The organism is Pseudarthrobacter sp. NamE5 (assembly GCF_005796225.1).
GTDB lineage: Bacteria > Actinomycetota > Actinomycetes > Actinomycetales > Micrococcaceae > Arthrobacter.
In genome coordinates this window covers 1-4,813 of record NZ_VAHO01000029.1, presented here as the reverse complement: position 1 = coordinate 4,813, position 4,813 = coordinate 1, and the positions used below count along the sequence as shown (strand labels likewise).

Annotated in this window: 5 protein-coding genes and 1 pseudogene; 4 read left to right on the top strand and 2 right to left on the bottom strand. The window is 63.6% G+C overall.

The features are described from left to right. From FDW84_RS20090 to FDW84_RS18910, 4 genes and pseudogenes are all read left to right on the top strand, one after another. Positions 1–224 (top strand): hypothetical protein (locus FDW84_RS20090; protein ID WP_205754767.1); only part of this gene is annotated, 224 nt, incomplete at its 5' end. Positions 225–409: 185 nt separating this feature from the next. After that, on the top strand, positions 410–691 hold the full coding sequence (locus FDW84_RS18920; RefSeq protein ID WP_371419190.1) for a hypothetical protein: 282 nt from the start codon (positions 410–412) through the stop codon (positions 689–691). 210 nt (positions 692–901) lie between these two features. After that, positions 902–1,411 (top strand): annotated as a pseudogene (locus FDW84_RS18915) (DinB family protein). Positions 1,412–1,626: 215 nt separating this feature from the next. After that, positions 1,627–2,007 carry a VOC family protein gene (locus FDW84_RS18910; RefSeq protein WP_138611023.1) on the top strand — a complete coding sequence of 127 codons (381 nt, stop codon included), beginning with the start codon at positions 1,627–1,629 and terminating at the stop codon, positions 2,005–2,007. A 413-nt stretch (positions 2,008–2,420) separates the two neighbouring features. Here FDW84_RS18910 and FDW84_RS18905 read toward each other — a convergent pair whose 3' ends face one another. Next, positions 2,421–2,855, bottom strand: a complete 435-nt coding sequence (locus FDW84_RS18905) for an ester cyclase (protein WP_138611022.1) — start codon at positions 2,853–2,855, stop codon at positions 2,421–2,423. A 300-nt stretch (positions 2,856–3,155) separates the two neighbouring features. Then, positions 3,156–4,457, bottom strand: coding sequence for a hemolysin family protein (locus FDW84_RS18900; RefSeq protein ID WP_138611021.1), 1,302 nt, complete (start codon positions 4,455–4,457; stop codon positions 3,156–3,158). Positions 4,458–4,813: the final 356 nt, after the last annotated feature.

The following is a 4,813-nucleotide window of genomic DNA, read 5'->3' as shown; positions in this document are numbered from 1 at the left end:
CGGCTCAGACACACCAGCGGCTGGAAACCAACCCCAGCCACCAAAAACGAACCACCCGGCTGGATCTCACCCACCGGCCGAAGGTACAAAAGCGAACACCAGGACTGGGAACCACCCCACTGGCCAGACCAACTCAACCCCGGCTCAGGCATGCAGATTTCATCTACGCATGCTCGTCACCCGGAGAAGAGGGCGTGGCCCGGATCCTCCACGCCCGGTCCTAAGGGCTGGCCTCCTACTGCCGGTTGGTTTTCCCGGCCGTGATATTCCGCCGCCACCGGCGCGGGTTGTGGCGAAGCCCATTCTTGAACTCCTCCATCGGAGGGGGTGTTGCCTGTTGCCCGTGGTTCCTATCGTGGAGCCATGGCTGTTTTATTTGGGTCCCTTGTTGAGGCACTCAAGAACGTTGGTGTCGCCAGGGCGTACGGTCCGCCGGTCCAGTTTTGGAGGGGAAGAAATCATTCCCGTCGCGCTGGTGTCCTTCGGATTCGGCGGCGGTGGCGAGGCAGGGCAGGACGGGGCCTCCGGCGGCGGGGGAGGCGGGATGGTGCTGCCTTTGGGCATCTACCGGAACAGTGGCGGGCAGGTGGCATTCCGGCCGAACACCATGGTGGTGCTGGCCTGCCTGGTCCCGGTCATCTCCGCCTTTGGGGCCGCTGTCCGCAGGGCCATCCGCGCCGCGAAGGCCTAGGGACGTTATGGGTTCCGTCGATGATGCCTTGGACGTCCTTCCTGAGCCTGGCCGCAGCTGCCTTCTACGGGTGATTGGGGTGGCACGGCGTGTGGCACCGGGGCCCTTGATGGAGTGGGCTACTGGAGGCCGGCCGTCCTGGAAGAGATGGTCCGCCTGAGCAGGGCGGAAATTCAAAAGTAGCGGTTCACAGCTGAGGAGAGGGCACGAGTGAAAACAAACGAATTGCTGCTGGACGCCTTTGGCCGCATTAGGGAAACAGTGGAGGAAACGCTGGAAGGGCTCGACGGCGGCGCTCTGGCCAAGCGGCCCGGTGGCACTGGGAATTCCATCGCTTGGCTCATTTGGCACCTGGGCCGCGTGGAGGACGCGCAGGTGGCAGCCGCCGCCAGGCTGGACCAGGTGTGGACGTCGCAGGGTTTTGATGAGCGGTTCAGCCTGAAGCTGCCAAAGGGCGACACGGGCTACGGCCACTCGAGCGCCGAAGTGGACGCGGTCCGGGCCGAGCCGGAGCTGTTGATGGAATACTACGACGCCGTACACCGGCAGACCGTACGGTTCGTAGAAACCCTTGGTGACCAGGACCTGGACAGGATCGTTGACAGGCGCTGAGACCCGCCAGTCACCCTGGGCGTGCGGCTCGTCAGCACCATTGCCGACTGCCTGCAGCACGTGGGCCAGGCCGCCTACGCCAAAGGCCTGAACGCCGCGAGCGACTAGAAAAACCCTATTTCGGCACGACCAAAACAGTTTCATAATGTCCACGTAAGCTTCGGGAACCCGGTGCCAATGATGGCTGGCGGGGCTTTGCGGGGTTCCAGTTGGCCGCCCAGGGCAGGCGGAACTGACGGCCACGCGGCGCGGACAGTGACGCTCCGTGCCGCCCCGGGGGAGAGCATCGCCATCAATGCAAAACACCGAAAAAGGAAATCATCATGCTCAAAGACTCACCGCTCATGGCTGTCCTTCCCGCAAAGGACATCGACAGGGCTAAGGATTTCTATCGGAACAAGCTGGGGCTGGAGCCGGCCGAATCAATTGATGGGGAAAATGTCATCTACCGTTGTGGTAACGGAACGAGTTTCCTGCTTTACCAGACGGACAATGCCGGTTCGGCAAAGAACACCCAGATGGGCTGGCAAACGGATAACCTCGAGCGGGACATGGAGGATCTGCGGGGACGCGGCGTCACCTTTGAAGACTACGATTTCCCGGGCTTGAAAACGGAGAATGGCGTGGCGACCATCGGCTGGGCAAAAGCCGCCTGGTTTGTGGACAGCGAGGGCAACATCCTCAATATCTCCCAGCGTGTTTAGCCCGTACAGGCTTAGACGGGAGCCGTAGCCCTTGCGATTTCTTTTGCCTTTTGCCGCCGGGTGTCCTGAAGCCGGAACTCAAGCCAACCTCATCAGGCAGCACGGCAACGGCTGTGCCCTCCAACGCTCCGCAAACGCTCAAGGCGCGCCGCCGCCGTCGTCCGTTCCAGCCTCAGTTCCTGCGGTGAGGGACACCGGCGCTTCACTGGATCCCGGGGCTGCACCCGCGGCGGCGCAGGTACCTGCGGCGGCGGCAAGCCGATGATTTGTGCACCTGGTACGGACGGCCGCATGCGTTGGCAGGGCGCGTAGACAGGTCCGAGAGGACCCCGGTTCAGGCCAAGAGCCTCGTCGACTATCCGACGGGGCTCTTGTCCATTACTTGTTGGGTCGCGGTCGCAAGGGCGCTGCCGTCAGTGCGACATGAGTTCCCGCATCAGTCCAAGCTGCGTCATAAACTCCATTTGGTCGAAGTAGAAGTGGTGGGAGGTGATCTCGCCGCCTTCGACCCTGGCGATGTCGCAGCTCCGTATCCGGATCTGTTTGCCCGTGGCCGGGAGGGTTTCGCCGGACGGCAAAGTAAGCGGCCCGGTGTTCATTCCGCCGACAACTCCTTCGTCGATGGCCACGTCCCCGGCATCATGCTTTTCCACGAGCTCGTACCGGACATCAGGGATGGCTTCCCAGAAGTGGAAGAGGTAGCCGGTAATTGCGTCGCGGCCGCGGAGTTCGCCCTGGTCGGGGGTGTAGGCCACGGCGTTGGCGGCATAGCAGCCGGCGAGCATTTCCCTGTCTTTTGCGTTCATGGCCGAGGTAAGGCGATCCATGACTTCGCGTGCCTGTCCCATTTGTGGACCTCCAATTGTGGGCGGCCTCACGGAAGCGGAGGCCGCTTCGGTGGGTTGGCTTCGGCTTCTGCTGGAGCCACTTTAATTGCACTTCCGCGGCGGACAGGCTGTCAATGAGCCGGGCTACCCCTTAGAGCCAGCCCGGCTACCCCCTTCAAAATGGCAGCGCGATCAGCGCTACCAGGGCCGGGACAATGGCGCCCAGGGTCCCGGAACGCTCTCGCCCTTCCGCGGGTAGCGGCCCAGCATGCCAGCGAGGAACACAAGCTGGTGGCATGAGGTTGCCCGCCGTTTAAGGCGTCAGTCAGAGCCCGGCGCCACTTCCAGGGGAGTAACCCGGATCCGGGAAATGCGCAGCCGGTCCATCGCCGTCACAGTCAGCACGTGCCCGTCCACCTCCACCTGGTCGCCCACGCGCGGCAGTCGGCCCAGCCTGTCGATGATGAACCCGGCCACGGTCTCGTAGTGCCCCTCGGGGAGCGCGATGCCAGACGCCGAGGCGAACTCCTGCAGGATCAGCCCGCCGTCGACGTCGATGGTTCCGTTGGCCATGGTGACGCGATCTTCTGGTTCTGCGCCGGTGTCGTACTCGTCGTAAATCTCGCCGATGAGTTCCTCCACCAGGTCCTCGAGCGTGACGATGCCGTCCGTGCCGCCGTACTCATCCACCACCAGGGCGATGTGCTGGCCCAGCCTGCGCATGCGGCTCAGCGAGGGCACTACTTTGTTTGTCCCGGGCAGCGGCAGGATTTCGCGGACGATGTCCCGCACCGGCAGGTCGTCGTAGTCCCCGTCCCTGGGCATGAGGTCGCGGATGTGGATGAAGCCCAGAACGTCGTCCGGGCTGGTGCCGATCACCGGGAAGCGTGAATGCGGGCCGTCCCGGACCATGTTCCGCGCCGCGGCAACGGTGAGGGCGCCGCTGAGGAAGGTGACGTCCGTGCGCGGGCGCATGACCTCCTGCAGGGAGCGGTTCCCGGCGCCGAACACGTCCGTCAGGATAGTGCGGCTATGTTCCTCCAGCGTCTCGCTCTGCGCCACCATGTCCCACAGTTCCTCCGACGTGATGCTCTCCTGCTTGGCGTTGGGGTCGCCGCCGAAGAGCCGGACCACCGCGTCCGTGGAAACTGACAGGAGCCAGACAGCAGGACGCATGATTTCGGAGAGGACGTGCAGTGGAGGGGCCAGGATTGCGGTGAAGCCGACGGCGCTCTGCATTGCCAACCGTTTGGGCACCAGTTCGCCGAGCACCAGGGAGAGGTAGGCCACCAGCAGCGTCATGCCGATAAAGGAAACGGGCTCGGCGGCTGCACCGAAACCCAAACCTTCCAGCAGGGGTTCGACGTCGGGCGCAATGGTGGAGGCGCCATAGGCGGCCGAGAAGAAACCGGAGAGCGTGACGCCGATCTGGACGGTGGAGAGGAAACGGTTGGGGTTTCCGGCCAGGGCAGCAATCCGGGCACCGCGCTTTCCCGACTTCTCCATTCGGCGCACCTGGCTCTCGCGGAGGGACACCAGCGCCATTTCAGTGCCGGCAAACACCCCGCCCAGCAGCACAAAGAAGAGAACCAGCAGGAAGTTGACCAGGGTGTCGGCGTCCATGATCAGACACTACCTAACGGTCCCGGCATCGTGGGAAGCTGAGAAGTACCTGCGGTGCTGTTCACGGCGGACAAACTGGACCGGCAGCAGGGCTTAACGTCCGCTTTCGGCGGCGGTGCAGCGGCCGCTGCTGCTGCTCGCGCAATGTGCTGCAGCGCACAGAAGTTAATTACGACGGCGAAGGGCCGCTCGGGCGCTCCGGTGGGCCTTCCTGCCGCGTCATTCCGCGGGTTGCTGACCCCTTGCAGGATGATTTGCTGGGGGGCGTGTGGGGGTGTATTGTTTTCTAAGTCGCCGCGGGGGAGACAGCGAAGAGCTGGTAACCACGGGCGGCCAAACCCCAAAAAAACAGGCCA